The sequence below is a fragment of the Serratia sp. D1N4 genome, from assembly GCF_054552755.1.
In genome coordinates this window covers 1956205-1980336 of the sequence record NZ_CM137274.1, presented here as the reverse complement: position 1 = coordinate 1980336, position 24132 = coordinate 1956205, and the positions used below count along the sequence as shown (strand labels likewise).

24 protein-coding genes are annotated in these 24132 nt (G+C 54.2%); 12 read left to right on the top strand and 12 right to left on the bottom strand.

The window, feature by feature from the left end; genetic code table 11:
- Positions 1-75: 75 nt before the first annotated feature.
- On the bottom strand, positions 76-1734 hold the full coding sequence (locus ACX1CU_RS08560) for an ATP-dependent endonuclease (protein ID WP_459402755.1): 1659 nt from the start codon (positions 1732-1734) through the stop codon (positions 76-78).
- A 248-nt stretch (positions 1735-1982) separates the two neighbouring features.
- Between ACX1CU_RS08560 and ACX1CU_RS08555 the strand changes: the two genes are divergently transcribed.
- The 4 genes from ACX1CU_RS08555 (at position 1983) to ltaE (ending at position 6924) form a co-directional block, all read left to right on the top strand.
- The gene (locus ACX1CU_RS08555; RefSeq protein ID WP_459402148.1) at positions 1983-2879 is read left to right on the top strand and encodes a LysO family transporter; all 897 of its coding nucleotides are present in this window, start codon (positions 1983-1985) and stop codon (positions 2877-2879) included.
- Between the two features lie 226 nt (positions 2880-3105).
- The gene (gene hcp / locus ACX1CU_RS08550) at positions 3106-4755 is read left to right on the top strand and encodes a hydroxylamine reductase (protein ID WP_459402147.1); all 1650 of its coding nucleotides are present in this window, start codon (positions 3106-3108) and stop codon (positions 4753-4755) included.
- Between the two features lie 53 nt (positions 4756-4808).
- Positions 4809-5813 (top strand): NADH oxidoreductase, encoded by a 1005-nt coding sequence (gene hcr, locus ACX1CU_RS08545; RefSeq protein WP_459402146.1) that lies wholly within the window; start codon positions 4809-4811, stop codon positions 5811-5813.
- 94 nt (positions 5814-5907) lie between these two features.
- The gene (gene ltaE, locus ACX1CU_RS08540) at positions 5908-6924 is read left to right on the top strand and encodes a low-specificity L-threonine aldolase (RefSeq protein WP_459402145.1); all 1017 of its coding nucleotides are present in this window, start codon (positions 5908-5910) and stop codon (positions 6922-6924) included.
- Positions 6925-6979: 55 nt separating this feature from the next.
- On the opposite strand, the gene ACX1CU_RS08535 is transcribed toward ltaE, so the two are convergent.
- Positions 6980-7327 (bottom strand): DUF1294 domain-containing protein, encoded by a 348-nt coding sequence (locus ACX1CU_RS08535; protein WP_459402144.1) that lies wholly within the window; start codon positions 7325-7327, stop codon positions 6980-6982.
- Positions 7328-7484: 157 nt separating this feature from the next.
- On the opposite strand from ACX1CU_RS08535, the gene ACX1CU_RS08530 reads away from it, so the two are divergent.
- Complete coding sequence (locus ACX1CU_RS08530) at positions 7485-8924, top strand: DUF2867 domain-containing protein (protein WP_459402143.1); 1440 nt, start codon at positions 7485-7487, stop codon at positions 8922-8924.
- Between the two features lie 167 nt (positions 8925-9091).
- Positions 9092-10102 (top strand): NAD-dependent epimerase/dehydratase family protein, encoded by a 1011-nt coding sequence (locus ACX1CU_RS08525; RefSeq protein WP_459402142.1) that lies wholly within the window; start codon positions 9092-9094, stop codon positions 10100-10102.
- Here ACX1CU_RS08525 and ACX1CU_RS08520 read toward each other — a convergent pair whose 3' ends face one another.
- On the bottom strand, positions 10103-10909 hold the full coding sequence (locus ACX1CU_RS08520; protein WP_459402754.1) for an N-acetylmuramoyl-L-alanine amidase: 807 nt from the start codon (positions 10907-10909) through the stop codon (positions 10103-10105).
- A gap of 341 nt (positions 10910-11250) precedes the next feature.
- Between ACX1CU_RS08520 and artP the strand changes: the two genes are divergently transcribed.
- The 5 genes from artP (at position 11251) to ACX1CU_RS08495 (ending at position 15059) form a co-directional block, all read left to right on the top strand.
- Positions 11251-11979: an arginine ABC transporter ATP-binding protein ArtP gene (gene artP / locus ACX1CU_RS08515; protein WP_459402141.1), complete on the top strand. Its 729-nt coding sequence runs from the start codon at positions 11251-11253 to the stop codon at positions 11977-11979.
- Positions 11980-12012: 33 nt separating this feature from the next.
- The gene (gene artJ / locus ACX1CU_RS08510; RefSeq protein WP_459402140.1) at positions 12013-12744 is read left to right on the top strand and encodes an arginine ABC transporter substrate-binding protein; all 732 of its coding nucleotides are present in this window, start codon (positions 12013-12015) and stop codon (positions 12742-12744) included.
- Between the two features lie 9 nt (positions 12745-12753).
- Positions 12754-13470, top strand: coding sequence for an arginine ABC transporter permease ArtQ (artQ, locus tag ACX1CU_RS08505; RefSeq protein ID WP_459402139.1), 717 nt, complete (start codon positions 12754-12756; stop codon positions 13468-13470).
- A complete protein-coding gene (artM, locus tag ACX1CU_RS08500) occupies positions 13470-14138 on the top strand; it encodes an arginine ABC transporter permease ArtM (protein WP_459402138.1) in 669 nt (222 codons plus the stop codon). Before artQ ends, artM begins: the two co-directional genes overlap by 1 nt.
- 186 nt (positions 14139-14324) lie before the next feature.
- Positions 14325-15059, top strand: coding sequence for an arginine ABC transporter substrate-binding protein (locus ACX1CU_RS08495; RefSeq protein WP_459402137.1), 735 nt, complete (start codon positions 14325-14327; stop codon positions 15057-15059).
- 41 nt (positions 15060-15100) lie between these two features.
- Here ACX1CU_RS08495 and rlmC read toward each other — a convergent pair whose 3' ends face one another.
- The 8 genes from rlmC to ACX1CU_RS08455 form a co-directional block, all read right to left on the bottom strand.
- Positions 15101-16228, bottom strand: coding sequence for a 23S rRNA (uracil(747)-C(5))-methyltransferase RlmC (rlmC, locus tag ACX1CU_RS08490; protein ID WP_459402136.1), 1128 nt, complete (start codon positions 16226-16228; stop codon positions 15101-15103).
- Positions 16229-16370: 142 nt separating this feature from the next.
- Positions 16371-17216 carry a putrescine ABC transporter permease PotI gene (gene potI / locus ACX1CU_RS08485; RefSeq protein ID WP_459402135.1) on the bottom strand — a complete coding sequence of 282 codons (846 nt, stop codon included), beginning with the start codon at positions 17214-17216 and terminating at the stop codon, positions 16371-16373.
- Entirely contained in the window at positions 17213-18175 is a 963-nt protein-coding gene (potH, locus tag ACX1CU_RS08480) for a putrescine ABC transporter permease PotH (RefSeq protein ID WP_459402134.1), read from the bottom strand. Before potH ends, potI begins: the two co-directional genes overlap by 4 nt.
- Before the next feature lie 25 nt (positions 18176-18200).
- Positions 18201-19334: a putrescine ABC transporter ATP-binding subunit PotG gene (gene potG, locus ACX1CU_RS08475; protein ID WP_459402133.1), complete on the bottom strand. Its 1134-nt coding sequence runs from the start codon at positions 19332-19334 to the stop codon at positions 18201-18203.
- Between the two features lie 133 nt (positions 19335-19467).
- Positions 19468-20577 (bottom strand): spermidine/putrescine ABC transporter substrate-binding protein PotF, encoded by a 1110-nt coding sequence (gene potF, locus ACX1CU_RS08470; RefSeq protein ID WP_459402132.1) that lies wholly within the window; start codon positions 20575-20577, stop codon positions 19468-19470.
- Between the two features lie 397 nt (positions 20578-20974).
- Entirely contained in the window at positions 20975-21454 is a 480-nt protein-coding gene (locus tag ACX1CU_RS08465; protein ID WP_459402131.1) for a YbjN domain-containing protein, read from the bottom strand.
- A gap of 149 nt (positions 21455-21603) precedes the next feature.
- Entirely contained in the window at positions 21604-22521 is a 918-nt protein-coding gene (gene rimK, locus ACX1CU_RS08460; protein WP_459402130.1) for a 30S ribosomal protein S6--L-glutamate ligase, read from the bottom strand.
- Between the two features lie 56 nt (positions 22522-22577).
- The gene (locus tag ACX1CU_RS08455) at positions 22578-22868 is read right to left on the bottom strand and encodes a YbjC family protein (protein WP_459402129.1); all 291 of its coding nucleotides are present in this window, start codon (positions 22866-22868) and stop codon (positions 22578-22580) included.
- 239 nt (positions 22869-23107) lie between these two features.
- Between ACX1CU_RS08455 and ACX1CU_RS08450 the strand changes: the two genes are divergently transcribed.
- Complete coding sequence (locus ACX1CU_RS08450; protein WP_459402128.1) at positions 23108-23371, top strand: GrxA family glutaredoxin; 264 nt, start codon at positions 23108-23110, stop codon at positions 23369-23371.
- 50 nt (positions 23372-23421) lie between these two features.
- Here ACX1CU_RS08450 and ACX1CU_RS08445 read toward each other — a convergent pair whose 3' ends face one another.
- A complete protein-coding gene (locus ACX1CU_RS08445) occupies positions 23422-23811 on the bottom strand; it encodes an inner membrane protein YbjM (RefSeq protein ID WP_459402127.1) in 390 nt (129 codons plus the stop codon).
- Positions 23812-24132: the final 321 nt, after the last annotated feature.

The window sequence follows — 24132 nt, the reverse complement described above, 5'->3', positions numbered from 1 at the left end:
TTCCTATCAGAGTCTTTGGCTACCAAAAGTGGTAACGCAGATAAATTATCACGTTTAGCACCGTAGTTCTTAACACTAGTCAGCCCGGCCGCGCGCCAGCCAAATCACCCGCGAGAACATTTTTTTCAGCAGCGGCGGCACAGAATCGATGCCCCATGTTCCCGCCTGCTCCGCAACCTCAATCGCCAAATCGGGTTTGGAAGAGTGATGCACCGCCTTGAGGATCACTTTCCGCACCGGCATCTGCACCTTGAGCGGCACCGACGCAACCCGGTGATAAACCGAGCTGAAGCCCTCTTTGTACATAAAGTGCTCCATGTCCGGCGCTGGCAACACCGTCAAGCGATCGCGTTCATTGTCCTCATGGTTATCCAGCAGGCTGCGAACGGCATTGGCATATTTTTTCCCGGCTTCGTCCCCGTCAACCAGAGCATGCCATTCAATTCCCATCCGGCGGGCAAACTTCAGCAGCGGCTTCAAACCACATTGAGCAAACTCGATCACCCGAACTCCTTCCGCCTCAAAATGGTAACCGCATTGGCGCGCCAGTTCGTTCAGCAGCCAGACTTCGGTTTCTCCCTCCACCAACAGCCAGCAACGGGCAAACAGTGAAGAGGGGCGGTTGAAGCGAATATGGAACGCAATGCGTCGTCCATCCTCAGCGCTCAAGCCACGCGGCCCAAGGCGATAGGTTGCCACGCGGGCGGATTCACGCACCAGACGGCAAATATGTTCCACCGGCACCAGCGAAACCAGTGCGCTGGAATTGGTAGTCGTGATCCGCTGCAACGGCATCAGGTTAAACAGACTCCAGGCAACCGACAGCATAATGGGGTGCAGGCGCGTTTCCGGGTCTTCCACCAGCAACAAGGGCCGGGCATGAGGATCGAGCTTGACGTTGCCCTTGGCCTGCAACAGGGTGGAAAACATGCCCAACAGGATCAGGCGCATGCTGCGGCTGTTGGGTTCGGCGATCATACGGTTAAGGCTGTCCAGCGAACGCCACGCCTGCTGCTCTTCCGTCTGGCGATGGTGGCGTGGCCCTGCCACTTGCGAGCCCAGTTCGGCAAAATAGTGCTCCAGCAGTTGCTGCATCGCCGCCAGCCCTTGGCGCAGTTCGGAGTTGGTCAACTTTTGCGGGTTATGCACCAGTTCACGCGTCAGTTGATTCAACTGCTGTGCCAAGGCTTCGTTGTCGGCGGGAAGGTGATCGTTAAGCGAACGGGAGCGCAAGCGGCGGATAAAACGCGCATCCCGCAGGCGCAGCACCGGATGAATGCGGATCAGCGCATGCACCAGTTGATCGATATGATGCAGGTTCAGCGCATTGCCGTCGGCATCAAGAAAACGGCGCCAGGTACACACCGTTCCATCATCTTCCAATTCACCTTCACAGCAGTAGTGAATACGCCCCAGATTATCCTCGCCCTTCGACCAAAGCGGTGACAGATGTCGATAGCGCGGCAGATGTGCGTGGCCGATATCTTTTTCGCAAAACGTGAAAATAATCTGCAGATGGCGCTCTTTGGCGGCTTCATCGCCGGGAGGAAAGTGAAAGTCCCGGGCTTCAAAGCGGTACAGCGTTTGCTCCGGTGCCAGAAGAAAGGTCATCGCATCCAGCAGGCTGGACTTACCCCAGGCGTTCTCACCAAGCAATACGGTGTTGTCATCCAGCATCAATGAAAGCCGGTTGATACCACGAAATCCTACAATCTCAACGCGTTCTAAGAACATCATCCACCTCGCATGCGCACTCTACCCAAGAGTGAGTGAGCGTCGCTAATCCCCTTGCAACGTCAAGTACCAAGGGTAAATCACTCTACCTATATGAAGGCTATACCCCTTGAGGATGGTCAAAAAAACCCTTTCAGGTCAAGCAGACATCATCATATCTGTTGCTTTACTCCAGCGTTCATTTTAGTTAGCGTGTTGAGCTTGCCGGGTTCCCGGCCTCTCCCAGATTAAAGGACACTCGTTTCATCATGTATTCAGGACTGCTGATTATTCTGTTACCGCTGGTCGCCGGTTATCTTATTCCCTTGCGCAGCAAACCCCTGATTCAGACTATTAACCGTCTGCTGAGTTGGATGGTGTACGTCATTTTGTTCTTTATGGGCATCAGCCTGGCATTTCTGGAGAACCTCAGCAGCAATCTGGTGTTGATATTCCAGTACACCGGGGTGTTTTTCCTGTGCATCTTCTGCGCCAACCTGCTGATGTTGTTTGTGCTGGAACGCCGCAGGCCGTGGAAAAACACCCACAAGCAGGAAAAACTGCCTTCACGCCTGCATATGGCGCTGGAATCCCTGAAGCTGTGCTTCGTGGTGTTGGGGGGATTTGTGCTGGGCCTGACGCAGTGGTCGTGGCTGCAATTCGCCAGCAAAGGCAGCGAGTATGCCCTGCTCTTCCTACTGTTATTGGTGGGTATTCAACTGCGTAATAGCGGTATGACGCTGCGCCAGATCGTGCTCAACCGCCGTGGCATGATCGTCGCGGTGGTGGTTGCGGTCAGCGCACTGGCCGGCGGCGCACTGGCGGCACAGCTGCTAGGGCTGCCGCTGAAAACCGGGTTGGCGATGGCCTCCGGCTTCGGCTGGTATTCACTTTCCGGCATCCTGATTACCGACGCTTACGGCCCGGTATTGGGCAGTGCGGCCTTCTTTAACGATCTGGCGCGCGAACTGGTGGCCATTATGCTGATCCCGACGCTGGTGCGCCGCAGCCGCTCCTCGGCGTTGGGTTTGTGCGGAGCCACCTCGATGGACTTCACCCTGCCGGTTCTGCAACGCAGCGGCGGGTTGGAAATGGTGCCTCCGGCGATCGTACATGGTTTCCTGCTGAGCCTGCTGGGGCCGGTGCTGATGGCACTGTTCTCCTGATCTTTTCACCTTGCCTTTACCCTGAATAACTCAAGCTGCGGGAAAAACCACGTACCCGCAGCTTGAAATATGACGGAGCGCAAAGCGTAATAATTCCCATCCGCATAAGAACTTGTCCTACATCAAACTTAGGTAAAGTTGTACTAAAAAAGTCTTTTTAAGCTCGCCCTGCCGTTCTATGCTCAAAAACAGGCATTACAAATGCAACTTTAAAAAGGAAGCGATTATGTTCTGTGTGCAATGTGAACAAACTATCCGGACACTGGCAGGTAACGGCTGCTCTTACGCTCAAGGGATGTGTGGCAAAACGGCAGAAACCTCCGACCTGCAAGATCTTCTGGTCGCTGCGCTGCAAGGCCTCTCCGCCTGGGCGTTACAGGCTCGGGCGTTGGGTATTATCGATCACGATATCGACAGCTTCTCTCCACGCGCTTTCTTCTCAACGCTGACCAACGTGAATTTCGATTCCGACCGCATTATCAGCTACGCGCGTGAAACCATTGCCCTGCGCGAATCACTGGCCGCGCGCTGCCGCCTGCTGGACGCCAGCGTACGCGTCGATCATCCGCTGGCGGCCTTGCAACTGGCTGGCAACGACATGCCAACGCTGTTGCAGCAGTCTGCGCAGTTTGCACTCAACACCGATAAAGCCGACGTAGGCGACGATATTCACGGCCTGCGCATGCTGTGCCTGTATGGCCTGAAAGGGGCCGCTGCCTATATGGAACACGCCCATGTACTGGGGCAGTTCGACAACCAGATCTACGCCGATTACCACGCCTTTATGGCCTGGCTCGGCACTGCGCCGCGCGATGTTGATACCCTGCTGAATAACGCCATGGGCATCGGCAAGATGAACTTCAACGTTATGGCGATCCTCGATCGCGGCGAAACCTTGGCGTATGGTGATCCTCAGCCCTCTTCGGTCAACGTGCGCCCGGTGGCGGGCAAGGCCATCCTGATTTCCGGCCACGATCTGCAAGATCTGCGCCTGCTGCTCGAACAGACCGAAGGTAGCGGCATCAACGTTTATACCCACGGCGAAATGCTGCCAGCCCATGCTTACCCGGAACTGAGAAAGTTCACCCATCTGGTGGGTAACTATGGCGGCGGCTGGCAGAACCAGCAGACAGAATTCGCCAAATTCCCTGGCCCGATTGTGATGACCTCCAACTGTATTATCGATCCGAACGTCGGCAATTATGGCGATCGCATCTGGACGCGCAGCATGGTCGGCTGGCCGGGCGTCAAACATCTGGAAGGGGACGATTTCAGCGCGGTTATCAACCAGGCACAGCAGCTCAACGGCTTCCCGTACAATGAGCTTGAACACCTGATCACCATCGGCTTTGGCCGCCAGGTGCTGCTGAACGCAGCCGATACGGTAATCGACCTGGTCACACAGAAAAAACTGCGCCACGTCTTCTTGGTTGGCGGCTGTGACGGCAGCCGTGACGATCGCAGCTACTTCACTGACTTTGCCCGCAGCGTGCCGCAAGATTGCCTGATCATGACGCTGGGATGCGGCAAATACCGTTTCAACAAACTGGACTTCGGCACGCTGGAAGGCCTGCCACGCCTGCTGGATGTCGGCCAATGCAACGATGCTTACTCAGCCGTAATGCTGGCGGTAAAACTCTCCGAGAAACTCGGCTGCACGGTGAACGATCTGCCACTCAGCCTGGTGCTGTCCTGGTTCGAACAGAAAGCGATCGTCATCCTGCTGACGCTGCTGTCTCTGGGGGTGAAAAATATCGTCACCGGCCCAAGCGCACCGGCGTTCCTGACCGATAACCTGCTGGCAGTGCTGAATGACAAATTCGGCCTGCGCCCGATCACTACCGTAGAACAGGATATGCAAACGCTTCTTGGCTAATACCATTTTCCGGGGCTGCGATGGCGGCCCCGTTTTTTATTTTGAGGTGCCCGATGACCCCACCCAGCCCACTTTGCCCTAACCCGATGCAGGTGTACTCCATCCAACAGGAAACCGCCGACGTCTGGACGCTGAACCTGATTAACCCTGATATTTACCTCTACCAACCCGGTCAGTTTGCGCTGGTCAGCATTCGCAACAGTGAAGATACGCTGCGCGCCTATACCCTTTCCTCTTCACCCGGCCTAAGCCGTTTTATCAGCCTCAGCGTGCGTCGCCTGCCCGAAGGCACCGGTTCGCGCTGGCTGACGCAGGAAGTTAAACCTGGCGATGTACTGTGGCTGTCAGACGCACAAGGGGATTTCAGCTGTGCCCAGCACCCTGGCGACCGCTATCTGATGCTGGCGGCCGGTTGTGGCATCACGCCGGTGATGTCGATGTGCCGCTGGCTGGTGGCTAACCGCCCGCAGTGCGATATCCAGGTGATCTACAACGTGCGTACTTTGGCAGATGTGATTTTTGCCGATGAATGGCAAGATCTGTGTACCGCTCACCCACAACTGCAACTGACACTGATCGCCAAACAAAGCGCGCACTCGGGTTTGCTGAACGGCCGTATCAGCGCACAATTTTTACAACAGGTAGCGCCAGACATCACTGAGCGTATCGTGATGGCCTGTGGCTCCGAGCTTTATATGCAGCAGGTGGAGCAACTCTGTGAGCAGCTTGGCGTCCCGGCTTCACACTTCCACAAAGAGCAGTTCCATACCTCAGCGGAACAGCTCAACGAGCAAGGCGAACCACTGACGCTGCGCATCGGCCAACCGCTGCGCGAGTTCCGCGTGCCGGTCGGCAGTACGCTGCTCGCGGCGCTAGAGGCCCATAAACTGCCGGTTCTTGCCGCCTGCCGTGCTGGCGTGTGTGGTTCCTGCAAAACCCGCATTGTGGAGGGGCACTACACCACCAGCAGTACCATGACGCTAACCCCGGCAGAAATCGAACAAGGCTATGTCTTGGCCTGCAGTTGCCAGTTACAGGGCGATGTGACTCTCGCCTGATCGGATATCCAGCGCGCGCTGCATTTTCTGCTTTTTCAGCGCTGTAATCCGGTTATGATGGAAGCCATTTCTCTGATTGGCGATAAGGATTCGTATGCTCATAGATTTACGCAGTGATACCGTTACACAACCTAGCGCAGCCATGCGCAGCGTCATGGCCAATGCCGAGGTCGGTGACGACGTGTATGGTGACGACCCAACGGTGAACGCACTGCAAGCAGAGGCCGTCAGGCTGTCCGGTAAAGAAGCGGCGCTGTTCCTGCCCACCGGTACCCAGGCGAACCTGGTAGCCCTGTTAAGCCACTGTCAACGCGGTGAGGAATACATCGTTGGTCAGCAGGCGCACAACTACAAGTATGAAGCCGGTGGTGCCGCGGTGCTGGGCAGCATTCAGCCGCAGCCGATCGAGGGTAACCCCGACGGCACTCTGCCATTGGACAAAGTAGCGGCGGCGATCAAACCCGACGATATCCATTTTGCCAAAACCCGCCTGCTGAGCCTGGAAAACACCATCAGCGGCCGCGTGTTACCGCTTGATTATCTGCAACAGGCCTGGCAATTCACCCGCGAACACCGTCTGGCGCTGCATGTTGATGGCGCACGTATTTTTAACGCCGCCGTGGCGCTCAACGTTCCGTTGAAAACCCTCGTGCAATATTGCGACACCTTCACCATTTGCCTGTCGAAAGGCTTAGGTGCGCCGGTAGGATCGCTGCTGTGCGGCAGTGAAGAGTTTATCCAGCGCGCCAACCGCTGGCGCAAAATGACCGGCGGCGGTATGCGTCAGGCCGGTATTCTGGCGGCAGCGGGCCTGTATGCGCTCGAGCATAACGTGGAACGTTTGCAGGACGATCATGACAACGCTAAATGGCTGGAGCAGCAGTTGCGTAATATCGGCGTAGATATCGCCGAGCCGGGCGCACAGACCAACGTCCTGTATCTGCGTCAATCCCCAGAGATGGCGGCTAAACTCGGCCCATGGATGCGTGAAAACGGCGTGTTGATCAGTTCAGGGCCGCTGACGCGCATCCTGACTCATCTCAACGTCAGCCGTCAGGAGCTGCAGAAAGTCGTCGATTTGTGGCAGGCATTTCTGCATCAGCATGCCTGAAGCCGTTTAACCGCAATCCCCTGACGCTTTTTCAGGGGATTGTCGATGCAAGATCTCAAACCACCATCCGGCCATAGAACCAGTAACCGGCTCCCAGGATAACCAGCAGATTCAGCACCACGCTGAGCATAAAATAAGTCTTGAAGGGTTGTTTTTGCGTTTTATGCCGGAACAGCTGTTGGCCTAAAATCGCGCCTAACCAGCCTCCAATCAGCCCGAGCAGTAGTAGCGTGATTTCCGGTACGCGCTGCCACCCTTTGCAGGCAGCAAGTTTATCGCCACCATAAACCAGCAGCGTCAACAGGTTAACCAGCAGCAACCAGACCCACATAGGGTTTGAAAAGTACAGGCAGCCAACGGATACCAGCACCAGGGAAAGATAACAGAAATGATTGATTTTCATGGAAGTTCACGAACTCATAGCAAGATACGCTGCGTATAGTGGACTGACGCCAGCTCAAATGCAACGCTGTATAACCACACAAAAAATGCATTTAATCAGCAAATTTGGCATCCTGTCACTCCGCTTATACCAACGTTAATGACACAAGGCAGCATTGATGATACCCCAACGTATTCTGGTTCTCGGAGCCAGCGGCTATATCGGCCAGCATCTAATCCCCCGCCTGGTGGAACAGGGCCATGAGATCACCGCCGCAGCGCGTCGTATAGAATGGCTGGAGGAACAAAACTGGCCACGCGTGAATTGCCGCTACGTGGATATCTATCGCCCGGAGACGCTGACCGCAGCCCTGTGGCAGATTGATGCTGTCTACTACCTGATCCACGGCATGGGTGATGGCGATGGTTTTATTGAAAAAGAACGCCAGGCGGCAGAAAACCTGCGCATCGCCCTGCGTGGCTCTAAAGTCAAACAGGTGATTTTTCTCGGCGCGTTGCAACCGGAGGGCGAAAGCTCGCCGCACCTGATAGCCCGTAAGTTGACCGGTGAGATCCTGCGCCAGAGCGGTATCCCGGTGACCGAATTGCGTGCCAGCATCGTCGTTGGCCCGGGTTCTGCGGCATTCGAAGTGATGCGCGACATGGTCTATAACCTGCCGATCCTCACCCCTCCGCGCTGGGTACGTTCAAAATCCTCGCCGGTTTCCCTAGAAAACCTGCTGGTCTATATGACCGAGTTGCTGCAACACCCGGCGCAGGAAAACCGTATTTTTGACGTCGCCGGGCCGGAATACATCAGCTATCAAACCCTGTTCGAACGCTTTATCGTCATCAGTGGCAAAAAGCGCTGGCTGATCCCGATACCGTTGCCAACGCGTTTTATTTCGGTGTGGTTTATCAGCATGATTACCTCGGTTCCCACCTCGATTGCCAGCGCGCTGATCCAGGGATTAAATCACGATCTCCCCGCCGACGGCGCGCCGCTGCAAGCCTTGATCCCACAACGGCTGCAAACCTTTGATGAAGCGGTAAAGGAAACGCTGCGCCGCGAGGATGAAGTGATCGACTCCGCCGACTGGGGTTACGATCCCGAAGCTCGCGCCCGCTGGCGGCCTGGCTACGGGTTTTACCCGAAGCACGCAGGTTGCACGCTGGATACGCAAGCCTCTAGTGCCGCCTTGTGGCACGTGGTTCAGCAACTGGGCGGCAAGGAAGGCTACTTCTATGCCAACATTCTGTGGCAAATTCGCGCACGCATGGATGATATGGCGGGTAATGGCATCGTTTATGGCCGACCAGCGCGGGATACGCTAGAGGTTGGCGATCTGGTGGACGGCTGGAAGGTGATCACCATGAAGCCGCTGCGCCAGTTGGCACTGATGTTCGGCATGAAAGCACCGGGCCTTGGCAGGCTGACATTCAGCATCAAAGATTTTGGCGACCACCGCCAGCTTGATGTACGCGCCTGGTGGCACCCTGCCGGTTTCAGCGGGCTGTTGTACTGGTTTGTCATGATGCCTGCGCACCTGTTTATTTTCCGCGGTATGGCTAAGCGCATCGCCAAACTGGCCGAAGAATACGACCACCAGCGCCCTTGAACATGGCGGTAACGGCTATTTACCGATCAACCGCACAGTTTGCCGCTGCGGTTGGGTGCTTTCCGATTGCATAGCGCACAGATTCACGAAAGAATGGCGCCCTATTTGCCGGGGAGTAGCAACTCCCCGCTCAGCATCCTGATTTTTGGTGAGAACTCGAGTTCGCTATGAAGGTATTGGTCACCGGTGCAACCAGTGGTTTAGGCCGTAACGCCGTTGAATATCTCCGCCGCCAGGGCATAAAAGTGCGTGCCACCGGCCGTAACCAGGCAATGGGCAGCCTGCTGGAAAAATTGGGCGCCGAATTCATTCATGCCGATCTCACTAATCTGATCTCCTCGCAGGCTAAGGCCATGCTGGCGGATGTAGATGTGTTATGGCATTGCTCCAGCTTTACTTCCCCGTGGGGCACGGAAAAGGCCTTTGAACTGGCCAACGTGCGTGCCACCCGCCGTTTGGGTGAATGGGCGGCGGCATACGGTGTTTCGCAGTTTATCCATATCTCTTCACCGGCGATTTACTTCGATTACCGGCATCATCGCAACGTGGGTGAGGATTTCCGCCCGCTGCGCTTTGCTAATGAATTTGCCCGCAGCAAAGCCGCCGGTGAACAGGTGATCCAGCAACTGGCGTTGTCCAACCCGCAAACCCACTTTACCATTCTGCGCCCTCAAGGGCTGTTTGGCCCGCACGACAAGGTGATGTTGCCGCGCCTGCTGCAAATGATTAAGCACTATGGCAGCCTGCTGCTGCCGCGCGGCGGTAATGCGTTGGTGGATATGACTTATCTGGAAAACGCGGTCCACGCCATGTGGCTGGCGACCCAGAAAGAAAATACCCAGTCTGGCCGGGCTTACAACATCACCAATCAGCAGGTATGCCCATTGCGTGTGGTGGTGCAGCAACTGATCGACGAACTGGGCATGAAGTGCCGCATCCGCTCAGTGCCTTATCCGATGCTGGATATGCTGGCGCGCGGCATGGAAAAGCTGAGCAACAAAAGCGAGAAAGAACCGGTACTGACCCATTATGGCGTAGCCAAACTCAACTTTGATCTGACGCTGGATACCTCCAGAGCACAGCAGGAATTAGGCTATCAGCCGCTGATTTCGCTGGAAGAAGGCATCAGCCGCACGGCCCGCTGGCTGAAGGATCACGGCAAACTGCACGGTTTATGATCAGCGAACTGCGCCATACTTTGCCAATAGCGCATCAATAATCGCCTCACTTTCTGCATCCGGCTCACCGCGATAATCGCTGGGCCGGAAATGCATCTGAAATGCCGCCACCACATTCCGCTGCTGCTTTGCATCCCACAGTGGATCGATGCCGTAACCATAGCGTGCCAGCTTCTCCAACAGCCTAGCCATCGGCACTGGCAGCTGTTTATCGCGCCCCGCCAGATAACGTTCTACCACCGGCTTATCCGGCCAGGCACCGATGCCCGCCTGTGCCAGCTGCTGCCAAGGGAATAACGGCCCCGGATCCTGTTTACGCTGCGGAGCAATATCGCTGTGGCCCACCACATCCGTCGGTTGCATGGCATAACGCTGTACAATATCGCTGCTGAGGCGAATCAGCAGATCGATTTGCTCGGCGGTATAGGGTTGCCACTGCTTGCCCAGCAAGGTACGACTGAAACCTGGATTGACGATCTCAATCCCGATCGAGGTGTCATTCAGGTTGCTACGCCCGCGCCAGTTGCTGGCCCCGGCATGCCAGGCACGCATCTCTTCAGGAACCAGTTGAAAGGCGACGGGTTTACCCTCGCGCAATGGCGGATGCTCGGGCAACAGATAATGGGCGCTGACGTGTTCATCGGTCAGGGTTTTCAGCGAGGAATGGAAATCTTCGGCGGTGTAATGCATCACCAGAAAACGGATGCGCTGATCGGCTCCCTGCGCCTGATGCTGCGTTTCCAATTGATAACTGCCGCGATCCACCACCGTGTCGTGCCCTGAACTTTGGCAGCCCACCAGCAGCATTAGCGCTATGGCAACGATCCCTAACCTGATGTTCACCTGTTTCTTCCTGTGTTTTTCACCCACGGATTTCCTGATTAAGGATATCACCTCAGCCGGTGCACGCTCTACGCCGATTACCGGCAGCACGCCTTGATTGCGCACAAATTCGCGACAATTTAAAAAAATTCGCTACCAATATCACACCGTGCGCGACAAATCTGCCATTCGTGCGTGTGTCTCGGTATCTTGTGCTATTGTTTCATCATTATGACGCATGGCTATAAATTTTAACTCACAAAGATTGCATAAGTATTCTGTGGAAGTTAACATTCGCGACATCAATGTCTATTCAATTCCGGCGCATGAGTATTCAACTAAAAGATATCAATTGCTTTTACGGCGCGCATCAGGCGCTGTTTAACATCACGCTGGATTGCCCAGCAGGGGAAACCTTAGTGCTGCTTGGTCCAAGCGGCGCGGGGAAAAGCTCGTTGTTGCGGGTACTGAACCTGCTCGAAATGCCACGTTCAGGCCAATTGCAGATCGCGGGCAATCAATTCGACTTTAAGCACGCGCCGGGTGAAAAAGCCATCCGTGAGCTGCGCCAGAATGTCGGCATGGTATTCCAGCAATATAATCTCTGGCCCCACCTGACCGTGGTGCAGAATCTGATCGAAGCTCCTTGCCGCGTGCTTGGCTTGACCAAGGCACAAGCGATGGAGCGTGCCGATAAGCTGCTCAAGCGCCTGCGCCTGACCGACTTTGCCGATCGTTTCCCGCTGCATCTTTCCGGTGGTCAGCAACAGCGCGTAGCCATTGCACGTGCGCTGATGATGGAACCCCAGGTGTTGCTGTTCGATGAGCCAACCGCCGCGCTGGATCCGGAAATCACCGCCCAGATTGTCAGCATTATTCGCGAACTGGCCGGTACCGGTATCACTCAGGTGATTGTCACCCACGAAGTTGAAGTCGCGCGTAAAACCGCCAGCCGTGTGGTGTATATGGAAAACGGTCATATCGTAGAACAGGGCGATGCCAGCCACTTTGCGCAGCCGCAAACTGCTGAATTTGCCAACTACTTATCACACTAATAAATTGATTTGCTGTTTTTAGGGGAGTTTGCGATGAAAAAATTCATCATTGCCGCCGTTATGGCTGGCATCAGTGTTTCTGCCTCTGCGGCCGAAACCATCCGTTTTGCTATGGAGGCTTCCTATCCTCCGTTCGAATCTATCGGTGCGGACAATAAAATCCAGGGCTTTGACGTCGATCTGGCTAATGCCTTGTGTAAAGAGATCCAGGCCGACTGTAGCTTCACCAACCAGGCCTTTGACAGCCTGATCCCAAGCCTGAAGTTCAAGCGTTTCGATGCGGTAATATCTGGGATGGATATCACCCCTGAGCGTGAAAAGCAGGTGCTGTTCACCCAACCTTACTATGCCAACTCCGCGTTGTTCATCGTCCAGAAAGGCAAAGTGGCCGACGCAGCTGCGCTGAAAGGCAAACGCGTTGGCGTGCAAAACGGCACCACTCACCAGAAATACCTGACCGACAAGCATCCGGAAATCACCACCGTGCCTTACGACAGCTATCAGAACGCCATTCTGGATCTGAAAAATGGCCGTGTTGATGCCGTATTCGGTGATAGCGCCGTGGTGAACGATTGGCTGAAGCAGAACGCGGAGTTGGCTACCCTGGGTGACAAAGTGACGGACAAAGGTTACTTCGGCACCGGGCTGGGCATTGCCGTACGCCTGCAAAATACCGAACTGCAGGGCAAATTCAACGCCGCCCTGGACAAAATCAAACAGGATGGGACTTACGAAACCATCTACAAAAAATGGTTCCAGCAGTAATCATCATCCATGAATGAAATCCAACCTTTAGCAAGCGCCGCCGGGATGACCGTCGGCCTTGCCGTTTGTGCCCTGGCCCTCGGGCTGATCCTGGCGATGCTGTTTGCCGTCTGGGAGTCATCACGCTGGAAAGTGGTCAGTTGGCTCGGCACCGCCTGGGTGACCCTGCTGCGCGGCCTGCCGGAAATTCTGGTAGTGCTGTTCATCTATTTCGGTTCATCGCAGCTGTTACTGATGCTGTCGGATGGCTTTACCCTGAATTTTGGTCTGTTCCAGTTGCCGATACAGTTGGCTATCGATAACTTCGACGTCAGCCCGTTCCTGTGCGGCGTGATTGCCCTGGCCCTGCTCTATTCGGCCTATGCCTCACAAACGCTGCGTGGCGCGCTGAAAGCGGTGCCACAGGGCCAATGGGAGTCCGGCCAGGCGCTGGGTCTGGGGAAAGCAGCGATCTTCTTCCGCCTGATCATGCCGCAGATGTGGCGTCACGCGTTGCCTGGATTAGGCAACCAATGGTTGGTGTTGTTGAAGGATACCGCGCTGGTATCGCTGATCAGCGTCAATGATTTGATGCTGCAAACCAAGAGTATCGCCACCCGCACTCAGGAGCCGTTTACCTGGTATGTGATCGCAGCGGCGATCTATTTGGTTGTTACCCTGCTCAGCCAATACATCCTCAAACGGATCGAACTCCGTACGACGCGTTTTGAACGGGGGCCATCCTGATGCTTGAGTTCTTACCCGAGATCCTCAAAGGGCTGCACACCAGCCTGACGCTGACCATTGTGGCGCTGTTTGTTTCGCTGCTGTTGTCGCTGCTGCTGACGGTGATCCTGACGCTGAAAACGCCGGTGCTCACCCCATTGGTGAAGATCTACATTACGTTGTTCACCGGTACTCCGTTGCTCGTGCAGATCTTCCTGATCTACTACGGCCCAGGCCAGTTCCCGGCGATCCGCGAATATCCATGGCTGTGGAGCCTGCTTTCACAACCCTGGCTGTGTGCGATGATCGCGCTGGCGCTGAACAGCGCGGCCTATACCACTCTGCTGTTCCACGGTGCGGTGCGCGCTATCCCGGCAGGCCAATGGCAGTCTTGCGAAGCGCTGGGCATGTCACGCAAGCAAACGCTGCGGATTCTGCTGCCATTTGCCTTCAAGCGTGCGCTGTCGTCATATTCCAACGAAGTGGTACTGGTATTCAAAAGTACCTCGCTGGCTTATACCATTACGCTGATGGAAGTGATGGGCTACAGCCAACTGATGTATGGCCGCACTTATGATGTGATGGTGTTCGGCGCCGCCGGTATCGTTTACCTGTGCGTCAACGGTTTGCTGACGTTGCTGATGCGCCTGATTGAACGCCGCGCACTGGCATTTGAACGCCGCAACTGATCCTACCCTGCTCTATCCAGCCCTGCTCAATGCGGGGCTTTTTTATACGCGAAATTAAATTTTAAGTCATTTAAATTGCATATAAATTCATTAAATGGCATATTTATCAGCATAGCCATCCAAAATACCGCCAGGTAAAAACCAATGATGGCGCGATAAAAACCATTTCTGACAGGAGTTTTACACATGAAAAAACTATTGCTTGCCGCCACGATGCTGGCCGGGATCGCCTTTAACGCCAGCGCTGCGGATACCATCCGTTTTGCCTCTTCGGCCACCTATCCGCCGTTCGAATCTCTGGATGCCAGTAACCAGATCGTCGGTTTTGATATCGATCTGGCCAAGGCGCTGTGTAAACAGATGCAAGCTGAATGCACCTTTACCAATCATGCATTTGATAGCCTGATCGCCGCGCTGAAATTCAAAAAATACGATGCGGTAATTTCTGGGATGGACATCACGCCAGAGCGCAGCAAGCAGGTTTCTTTCACCCAGCCGTACTATGCCAACTCGGCGATCGTGATCGCCGAAAAAGGGAAGTTCAACTCGCTGGCCGATTTGAAAGGCAAAAAGGTCGGGATGGAGAACGGCACTACTCATCAGAAATACATGCAGGATAGACATCCTGATATCAATACCGTCTCTTATGACAGCTACCAGAATGCCGTTCTGGAGCTGAAAAACGGCCGTATCGATGGTGTATTCGGTGATACTGCCGTGGTCAACCAGTGGCTGAAGACGAGCCCGACGCTGGCACCGGTGGGTGAGCATGTCACCGACGCCGCCTACTTTGGCACCGGGTTAGGGATTGCTGTGCGCCCAGATAATCAGGCGCTGTTGGCCAAACTGAATACCGCTCTGGAAGCCATCAAGGCAGACGGCACCTACAAAGCGATCAACGATAAGTGGTTCCCGCAATAAACTGACTACTTACCTATTAGGGCCTGCTTGTCGAGCCCTTGTTACTTGCGCACCAGCAGTGCCAACACTTCATAGTGTGCGGTATGTGGGAACATATCGAACAGTTGCACACGCTCAATACGGTAATCTACTAGCATCGCGATATCTTTCGCCATGCTCTGCGCATTACAGCTCGAATAGAGAATGTACCCCGGCGCCATGCGGTTGAGATAATCACACAGGTCTTTACCAATCCCCCGGCGCGGTGGGTTAACCACCACCAGCTCAGGAACGCTGCCTTCTGCGGTAGCGAAACGAGTCGAATCCAGCGCCTGGAAATCAACCTGCTGCAAACCCAGCGTTTGTGCCGATTGCCTGGCACAGGCGATGGCCTCGGCGCTGATCTCGATACCGGTGAGGCGCGTTTGCGGCTGCGCGCAGTGCAAACCAAAGCCGCCCACGCCGCAAAACAGATCCCACATGCTGCTAATATCCAAAGCATGCACCCAATCGCGCGCGGTCGCGTACAGGCGGCTGGCAACCTGCGGGTTAGTCTGGAAAAAACTCTGCGGGCGAATATACAGCGGTATCTGATTGAACTGCTCTTCCAGCGCTTGCTGTTCGGTCAACGGGATTTCGCATTCCCCCTCCATGATCGCCATATGCACTGGCTGAATATTGGCGGAGATGACCTGCAACTGCGGTAACTGCTGCTGTAACCAAGGCAAAGCAGCACGCAGCTGCGCCAGCTTGCTCTCTGAACGCAGCACAAAGCGCAGCATCATGCCGCCATTACAGGTGCTTTCGGTCAGCAGTAAAAATTTCAGTTCACCGCGCTTACGCGCCACGTTGTAGGGCGTTAACCCAGCACGGGCAATAAAGCTTTTTAATAGGCTAAATACCGGTGCAAAACTGGCGGGATAGAGCGGGCAGGCGCATAAATCAACCGGCGAGCCATCACGGTGCAACATCCCCAACAGCGGGCGTTCAACGCTGCCGCTGACCACCATTTTCGCCTTGTTGCGAAATGCACTTTGCTCGCCGGCAACCGGCTCCAGCCACTCCGCAACCGGGTGCTCAGCCAGCAGCGATTGCAGGTGATGCTGTTTTTCAGCCAGTTGCTGCGGGTAAGGTTTTTCCAGCCACTGACAGGAACGGCAGGTGCCCGCCGAGTACAAAGCGCAATGCATGAATATTAACCGTGAAATCAGGATGACTAATGAGGGCGCAGATTGTAGCACTGTATACCCACAAAAACTTACTTGTGGGCGATGAAAAAGCGCCGCCTGGTCAGGCGGCGCGTTGAGTCAGGTTAATCGCTAAATACGGCGATCAGCCACGGGCAGCCCTTTGCAGCTCACGCGCACGCTGTTTCTCTGCGCGCGCCATAAACCACCAGGCAATAAAACCGAGCACACCAACCACCAGCAGGATCAGCGTTGCCAAGGCGTTAATTTCCGGGTTGACCCCCATACGCACGCTGGAGAACACCAGCATCGGCAGCGTAGTGGCGCCTGGCCCGGCAACGAAGCTGGCAATCACTAAATCATCCAGCGACAGGGTAAACGCCAACATCCAACCGGAGATCAGGGCTGGAGCAATCATTGGCAAGGTGATGACAAAGAACACCTTCAGCGGCGTTGCCCCCAGATCCATCGCAGCTTCTTCGATCGAACGATCAAGCTCACGCAAACGCGAACTGATCACCACCGAGACATAAGCGGTACAGAAAGTGACGTGTGCCAGCCAGATAGTGAACATACCGCGCTCTGACGGCCAGCCAAACGCATGCCCCATGGCAACAAACAGCAACAGCAACGACAGACCGGTAATCACGTCCGGCATTACCAGCGGTGCCGTCAGCATAAAGGCAAAACCGGTTGACCCACGGAAACGACCAAAACGCACCATCACCATCGCAGCAATAGTACCGAGGATCACCGCCGCCGTGGCCGATGCCGCCGCAATGGTCAGGCTCAAGCCAACGGCGCTGATCATCGCCGAATCATTGAACAACTCGATATACCAACGGATTGACCACCCAGCCCAAACGGTGACCAACTTTGAGCTGTTAAACGAGTAAATCACCAGCATCAGCATTGGCGCATAGAGGAAGGTGAAACCTATCACCAGAATGGCGATACGCCATGGTGAACGCACGACCGGCAAGTTATTCATCCCTGCCCTCCCATTTCCTTGTTCTGGTGCTTGTGGAACCAGATAATCGGTACAATCAACAGCAACAGCATGATAGTGGCAACCGCCGAGGCTACCGGCCAGTCACGGTTGTTGAAGAACTCCTGCCACAGCACGCGGCCGATCATGATGCTATCCGGCCCACCGAGCAGTTCCGGGATCACAAACTCCCCCACCGCCGGGATAAATACCAGCATCGAACCGGCAATAATGCCGCCGCGCGTCAATGGCACAATCACGCTGAAAAAGGTTTTCAGCGGCTTGGCACCGAGATCTAACGAAGCTTCCACCAGCGAATAATCGAGACGCGTTAATGCGGTATAAATCGGCAACACCATAAATGGCAGATAGGAATAAACCACACCGATATACACCGCCAGATTGGTATGGAGGATCACCAACGGCTGATCGATCACCCCTAACCACATCAGGAAATTATTCAGCACGCCGTTATTTTTCAGGATCCCCATCCAGGCATACACGCGGATCAGGAACGACGTCCAAGACGGTAAAATCACCAGCAACAGCAGAATATTACGGGTCGATGACTTACTGTGTGCCACCGCCCACGCCAGCGGGTAGCCGATCGCCAGGCAGCATAGCGTGGAAACAGCCGCAATCTGCAAGGATTGCAGATAAGCATCGATATACAGCGGATCCTCGGCCAGCAGCAGATAGTTGGCAAAGTTCAGCGCGATATCAAGCTTGCTATCCGCCCAACTCATCAGATCGGTATAAGGCGGGACTGCCAGCGCCAGTTCCGAGAGGCTGATCTTGAACACGATCAGGAATGGCAGCATAAACAGCAGCACCAGCCACAGGTACGGTAACGCGATCACCAGTTTGCGGCCATGAACCATCTGCAAACGCTGGATAAAGGCTTTTAGCGCACCGGGCGTGCGTGCCGGGGGTTCCGGCGTACGTTCAGAAAGCAATGTCATAATAGTTTACTCCTTACCTTCTCAACTACACCGTCAAGACCACACAGCTATCGGTTTCCCAGCATAGGCGCACTTCGTCACCCCAGGTTGGCATCCCTTTACGGAAGCGATGACCATTCTGCAACTGAGCGCTGATCATCTGCCCGCTAAGCAATTTCACGTGGTAGATCGACAAATCGCCCAGGTAAGCAATATTCACCACCTCACCGACGGCAAAGTTACAGCCATCTTCCGGCAGATCTTCGCACAGCATGATTTTTTCCGGGCGCAGTGCCACCTGGATCGGCACCCCGTCCACCACCGAGGAGTCAGGATCCACTTTCAATGCATGGCGCAGGCCGGGGCTTTGCAGGATCAGGGCATCATCCCGCCGCTCTTGCAGCACGCAGTCGAACACGTTAACCGAGCCGATGAATTCGGCGCTGAAACGGCAGTTTGGATGCTCATAAATCTCTTCCGGCTCACCAATCTGCACGAATTTCCCACGGTTCATGATGGCAATACGCCCGGCCATGGTCATCGCCTCTTCCTGATCGTGGGTCACCATCACGCAGGTCACGCCCACGCGCTCCAGGATATCCACTACCTCAAGCTGCATGCGATCGCGCAGTTTTTTATCCAATGCCCCCATAGGTTCATCCAGCAGCAGCAGTTTTGGCCGTTTAGCCAAGCTGCGTGCCAGTGCCACGCGCTGACGCTGGCCACCGGAAAGCTGATGCGGCTTACGCTTCGCATATTCCTGCATGTGCACCAGAGAAAGCATCTCCGTGACGCGCTCGTTGATTTCCGCACGCGGCATTTTGTCCTGCTTAAGGCCAAAAGCAATATTTTGTTCCACCGTCATATGCGGGAATAGCGCATAAGACTGGAACATCATGTTCACCGGGCGTTGATAAGGCGGGACGTGGGACATGTCCTGACCATCAAGAACAATCTGCCCTGCGGTTGGCTGTTCAAAACCAGCCAGCATGCGTAACAGCGTGGATTTTCCGCAACCGGAAGGGCCAAGCAGCGCAAAGATTTCGCCTTTATAGATCGTCAGGCTGACGTCTTCGACCGCATTCTGGCCATCAAAGGTTTTGGTGAGGTTACGAATTTCCAGCAGAGGGGTGAATACCTTCTGCGATTTGGCTTGAGGACGAGGAATGGCGTCGTTCAATCGGGGTGCTCTCCGGTTAAAGCAGTACAAATAACCACAGCAATTGCCATGGCCCAAAATGGCAAAGCAGGCGGGAATAACCCCCGCCTGCTGGTCAGATAATATCAAGCCCTACCTGCAGAGCTTTTAAACATTACTTCCCGCTTTTAACTTTAGTCCAGGCGCGGGTAATAACACGGTCAACTTTCGGTGACTGTACGTTCAGTGCAAACAGCTTGGCACGAATATCCGCTGGCGGATAAATGTTTGGATTATCACGCACCTCGGCCTTAACCAGCGGGGTGGCTTCATTCACCGCGTTGGCATAAAAGACGTGGTTGCTGATGTCCGCGATGATTTCCGGCTTCAGCAGGAAGTTCAGGAACTGATAGGCCGCATCTTTGTTTTTCGCATCTGCTGGCATTGCGAACATGTCAAAATAAGCCAGTGCCCCTTCTTTCGGGATGGTATAGGCCACGTTCACACCGTTCTTCGCTTCCTTGGCACGGTTGGCTGCCTGCATCACGTCACCGGACCAGCCGATCGCCACGCAGATATCCCCGTTCGCCAGATCGTTAATGTATTGCGAAGAGTGGAAATAACGGATGTTCGGGCGCAGCTTCATCAGTAAATCGTTCGCAGCCCCGGTGTAATCTTCCGCATTGGTGCTGTTCGGATCTTTGCCCAGATAGTGCAGTATGGTGGCATACACTTCGCTTGGTGCATCCAGGAACGACACACCGCAGCTTTTGAGTTTTTCCAGGTTTTCCGGTTTGAGGATCAGATCCCAACTGTTAACCGGTGCATCTTTACCCAGCACGGCTTTCACCTTATCGACGTTATAGCCGATACCGGTCGTCACCATCATGTAAGGGATGCCGTACTTGTTGTCTTTATCGTTGTTTGCCACCAATTTCAGCATCTCAGGGTCGAGATTTTTGTAATTGGGTATCTTGCTCTTGTCCAGCGGTTCAAAAATACCGGCTTTGGACTGGCGCTCAAGGAAGTTGGACGAAGGCACCACCAGATCATAACCGGTACTGCCCGCCATCAATTTGCCTTCCAATACTTCATTGGAGTCAAAGACGTCATACACCACTTTAATGCCAGTTTCTTTCTGGAATTTAGCGAGGGTATCCGGCGCAATATAGTCGGACCAATTGTAGATGTGCAGCGTATTCTCCGCGGCTGATGCGGTGACAGAAGCCGCCATCAGCAAACCGGCGACAACACCCGATAACCACTTTTTACGTTGGTTGACCATCCGTAACTTCCTCCAAAAACAAGGGGGTAAATTTGTATCCTGAACTGATACAAAACCTTCGACTAATCGAGCGCAATCGTTACGATCGCGAATGAATGGCTATGCAATTGATTAAATAAACTTTTTTCATCTGCACAGCCCGCGCGCGCGCAAAGGGAAACGCAAGCCCTTAACAGAATCAGCAGCATAACCGGAGTTGCCGGGGTGTACCAGTCTTCACAGTAAAAAACGCCTTTTATCGATTGTTTATGCACTAGTTCTTTATGTGATACGCCAATTGCGGCACAAACAGCGAGAAATATAGGGCTACAAGAGAAAAATGCAGAACATTTCATTACAGGAGGAAACAGGAGCAGCATGCCGCCGGAGCTACGGCATGCATAACGTACAGCGGGAATCAGTGCAGCATTGGCTGGCGAGCGGCAGTAGCCGGGTTCTCTTCTTCATCCCCCATAAACAGCAGATCATTCGCCCTAGCTTCCAGGATCACCATCGAGATCTGTTCTTCACCCTGCTGCATAAAGTGAGCAAACTGTTCGTAAGCCACGCCAACGGCAATGCTCAGCGACTGGCAGACGATCAGTTTTGGCAGGTTATCATCCTGAATATCGACAAAGGCCTTGATGGTCAGCGAACTGGCATTGATCTGGCTCAGATCGGCCACCAGCGGGATCAACGCCGTCGGTTTTACCTCCGCCAGCGCAGAGAACAAAATCACATCATCGACCAGATCAATTTTGGCATCGAATACGCCATCGAAGTTTTGCATGTGCGGCAGGTGCAGCGCCTGGCAAGAGTCACATTCAAAGAATGAGATACCCAATTGATCCAGCCAACGTCGTAATAACGCCAAATCGGGGACGACGAGTGAATCCATAAATAGCCTGCCTCACAATATTCAAAAACGTGAAAAGGCGCATAGCTTACGGAATATTCAATCGATATACCACGATCAAAGGCACTAAATTCGTTAATCAGATAATTACGAATGATGCAAGACAAGTTTGCGCCAGAAAAACCATGGATTTACCGCCGTTGCGATCCCCCTACCGATTTCAACCGAAAGCCTGGCTTACACCGCTGTTCGATGTACTCGACCATCATTCCGGCAATATCCAGCCCGGTAGTGGTTTCTACACCTTCCAGCCCCGGGGAAGCATTCACTTCCATCACCAACGGACCACGTTCGGCGCGCAAAATATCGACCCCGGCCACGTCCAACCCGAGCGTCGTGGCCGCTTTGATCGCCGTAGTACGCTCCTTGCCGGTAATATGCACTTTGCGAGCCGTACCACCACGATGCAGGTTCGAACGAAACTCGCCGGGTTTTGCCTGCCGCTCAATGGCTGCCACCACTCGCCCCCCAACCACCAGACACCGGATGTCACTGCCTTGGGCCTCACGAATATATTCCTGCACCAGAATATGGGCATTCAGGCCACGGAACGCATCGATCACGCTCTCCGCCGCCTGACGGGTTTCCGCCAATACCACGCCAATTCCCTGAGTGCCTTCCACCAGTTTCACCACCAGCGGCGCACCGCCAACCAGTTCGATCAGATCGCCAGTATCATCCGGTGAATGGGCAAAGCCGGTAATGGGCAGATCGATTCCCTGGCGCGCCAGCAGTTGCAACGAGTGCAGTTTGTCACGCGCGCGGGTAATGGCGGCAGATTCATTCAGCGGATAACTGCCAAGCAATTCAAACTGGCGCAGCACGGCGGTACCATAAAAGGTCATCGCCGTGCCGATACGCGGGATCACCGCATCGTAACGCTCCAGTTGGCGGCCACGATAGTGGATGGTCGGCGCCGCCGGATTGATGTTCATATAACAAGAAAGCGGATCGATAATATCAATACTGTGACCGCGCTGTTCCGCTGCTGCCCGCAGCCTTTTGCACGAATACAATGAACCATCACGCGAAAGAATGGCAATTTTCACTCGTCACCCCAGGGACGTTGTCACCCGCACAGGCAGGCCTTCACCCATGGCCGCAGTCACTCCTGCGGGCCGTGGTCTTTTTTATCCGTTGGCGGCGCATTCTTCGGCAACTGGCGATCGCGCAGTAACGGGCTGAACCCTTGTGCCATACGCCAGACCAGATACGCGGCAGCCGGAACCATCAGCGCCACACCAAGGAAAATCATACCGACCGCCGCCTGCTGCGAAGCCAGTATGCCGGGCAAGCGCACATAGTCATTAATACTTAGGTAGGCAAGCACCAACAGCACCATGCCCAAACCTTCAAGCACCAATACCGAGCGTGGTAAGTCACCGAATGAACGCATATTTTTCTTCTCCAGACTTGCTGTGCTCAGTGTAGTGAATTCCCCGCCGCCGCAACAGCCCCTGATGACTAATCGGTTCTACGAATCAGACTAACAGGTAGATCCTGCTTTTTTTTACCTGCGGCAACGGGCATAGTAAGGGGCAATAACGTGTGATCGCGCTACTGATGTTTTTTATGACGGATGGAATGTCGTTACAATTGCGGTCAATGATTTGAATAACAGACTAGGAGTGTGACATGTTTGCTGTAATCTTCGGCCGTCCCGGCTGTCCTTACTGTGTCCGTGCTAAAGAGTTGGCAGAAAAATTGACTGAAGAGCGCGATGATTTCAACTTCCGCTATGTTGATATCCACGCTGAAGGTATCTCCAAAGCCGATCTGGAAAAAACTGTCGGTAAGCCGGTAGAAACCGTACCTCAGATTTTTGTTGATGAGAAACACATTGGCGGTTGCACTGATTTTGAAGCCTACGCCAAAGAAAATCTCAAGCTGTTTCAATAACCGTTTGCGGTAAAACAGTGAAAAGGCGCCTCAGGGCGCCTTTTGATTTATTACTGCCGGCCACGCGAGTGAAGCTGCTGCAGTGCATGCACAATAACCCGCATGAACAAATACAGCATGGCCCCAAAGACGCACCAGAACACCGCACTGACGGTATAAGCCAACTCCTGCCAAAGTGAATAACCGGGCGTCAGCCAGAAGTGACGGATAAACAAACAAAGTGGCACCGCATAGAGCGCCCCGAGCAGTGGACACAAAATGCGTTTCTTGCTCGACAGATAGCTGGCAATAGCACCAGGGATCACAAACAGCAGCAACCCCGTCTCACCATTATGAGCAGACTCGGAACCGCTGAAAACCCCGCCCTTCTGGCCCAGAAAAACCAGGCTAAACAGCAAGAAACTGCTGAGAATACCCAGCCAGTAGCGATAGCTTGTCATACACTTCTCCCCTTTAGCGATGTGACCACTGACTACATCGTAAAAACAGTCTTCTCACAGGCGTTGTGATGCGCAGCCAAAGCTGGCAACGCTGACTGAACTTTTCCTTGGCTATAAAAAGGGTTAAATGCATCGGGCGGCACATACCGGCATGCTTTATGCTGGCTGTCGCGCGTCATAGAGACTAGAATAAGCGCCGCTGATCGATGGTCTGAATTGCCTTCCGCTGGTCAGCTGTTCTATAAGTTTTTATCCCTATATTCTGTGGATAAATTTATATCTTATAGTTTTATACATCAAGAATTTACTGGTAAACAATAA